At 28.2% G+C, this 2,104-nt stretch carries 3 protein-coding genes; all 3 read left to right on the forward strand.

The features are described from left to right. The coding region (locus tag ACRC8M_RS06520; RefSeq protein ID WP_438528393.1) for a PD-(D/E)XK nuclease domain-containing protein at positions 1 to 935 on the forward strand (935 nt) is incomplete at its 5' end. 61 nt (positions 936 to 996) lie between these two features. Continuing rightward, positions 997 to 1,452: a hypothetical protein gene (locus ACRC8M_RS06525; RefSeq protein ID WP_438528394.1), complete on the forward strand. Its 456-nt coding sequence runs from the start codon at positions 997 to 999 to the stop codon at positions 1,450 to 1,452. Continuing rightward, positions 1,452 to 2,104: hypothetical protein (locus ACRC8M_RS06530; RefSeq protein WP_438528395.1), on the forward strand; the 653-nt coding region annotated here is incomplete at its 3' end. The genes ACRC8M_RS06525 and ACRC8M_RS06530, both read left to right, overlap by 1 nt.

Below are 2,104 nucleotides of genomic sequence, written 5' to 3' on the forward strand. Positions count from 1 at the left end.
TAGATAATAATTTTAATTATTTTGGATTAACTGAAAATGAAGTAGAACAAGCTTTAAAATACTATGAGCTAGATTATGAACTAGAGGAAATTAAAAAATGGTACAACGGTTATAGGTTTGGAGATAAGCTAGTGTATAATCCTTGGTCTATTATAAATTGCATTAACAATAAAGAACTTAATCCCTACTGGATAAATACCAGTGATAATGCTCTAATAAAACAGCTATTGGCTAAAAATGATAAAAAAGTATTTGAAGAGTTGGAGTTAATATTCAAGGGAGAATCAATCTGGGAAACGATTTCAGAAAATATAATATTTGATGATTTAAATAATACGAATACTGTTTGGTCTTTAATGCTATTCTCAGGATACTTAACATATGAGAAAATGAGAATATCTCCAATAACTGGACTTAAATCATATTCATTAAAAATACCTAATCAAGAGATTAAAAGTTTCTTTAGACAAAGTTTCATAGAGACATATACAAAAGGAGATGTCCACTTTTATGGAACTATGATGGAAGATTTATTTTTAGGAAATTTAAATTCATTTATAAACAAATTTAAAAAAATGTATATGTCAGCAGTGAGTTATCATGATACTGGAGATAGTGAGAAATACTATCATCACTTTATGCTAGGAGTTCTTTTAACACTAGGTGATAAGTATATAATCACTTCTAATAGAGAAAGTGGTTATGGTAGATATGATATAGCACTAGAACCTAAAGATAATAACAACTATGGATTAATATTTGAGTTTAAAATAGGTGATAAAAACTCCATTGAAGATAAAGCGAGGGAAGCTTTGGTTCAAATAAATGAGAAAAAATATGATATATCTATGAAAAATAATGGAGTATCAAAAGTAATAAAAATAGGAATGGCTTTTAGTGGCAAAAATGTTGCTATAGAAAGTGAAATTAACTAAATAGAGAAATTAGACAAGAGGTCGTCCCTAGGGATGACCTCTTTTAATTTAGGAGGAAATTATGAAATACTATTTACATAGAGAAGTAGCAAATAAATCAAAATGTAGTAAGAAATTTAAAATGTCAGAATACACAATCCAAGAGTTTGAATCGTTTAAGAAAGCTTTAGAAGTATATAAGAGAGATTTCTTACTAGAAGGAGATACAGAACAAAGAGGATTTGCAACTGAAAAGAAAATAGCCATGAGAATAACTACAACAAAGAAAAAGATTAGAGCAAGACTATATAAACCACCTCTAAGAACATTTCAAGTATTAGCATTAAATCCACCTACAAGTAAGTATAGATGTTGTAGAGAATATTTAGAGACAGACCCAGAGTATGGAATAGCACAAGATATATTCTTAATACTTGAAACTAATTATCAGAAGGCTTGTGATGAATTTTTGTATGAGATGAAAAAATATGAAAATAAAAGAAATTCATTCTTTATAGAGATAGGAGAGGATAAATAATGTTTGGTAAGAATTTCTATCCTACACCATATGAAATAGGATTAAAGATGGTGTCAGGACTTAATTTAATGGGTATGAACATATTAGAACCAAGTGCAGGAAAAGGTGATTTACTTAGTGTTATAAATCAAAAATCAGCTAAAATATTTTGTATTGAAAAGAGTCCAGAATTACAAAGTATATTGCGAGAAAAGAAATATCCAATATTAGGAGATGATTTTCTAAAATATAAGCCAGATCATATCTTCGATTTAATTCTGATGAATCCACCATTTGATAATGGAGTTAAGCATTTACTTAAAGCTTGGGAAATATCAGAGGAGGGAACATACATAAGATGTCTTTTAAATGCTGAGAGTATAAGAAATCCTTGTACAAAAGAGAGAAAACTTCTAATGGATATATTAGAGAGCAATAATGCTGATATAGAATATCTTGGGAACTGTTTTAAAGATGCTGAAAGAAAAACTAATGTAGAAGTTGCATTAATTAAATTGCAAAATAAAACTAAGGGTAAGAAGTTTGAATTTAAATTTGATGGTTTCTCTAAAGAAGATGATATTGATTTTCAAGAGCTTAATATAAACCAACTGGCTAAAGTAGATGTACTACAAAATTTAGAAGATAAGTATATGGCAGTAAAAGAGATTGT

The sequence above is a fragment of the Cetobacterium sp. genome (genome assembly GCF_051653945.1).
In the GTDB taxonomy this organism is placed as follows: domain Bacteria; phylum Fusobacteriota; class Fusobacteriia; order Fusobacteriales; family Fusobacteriaceae; genus Cetobacterium_A.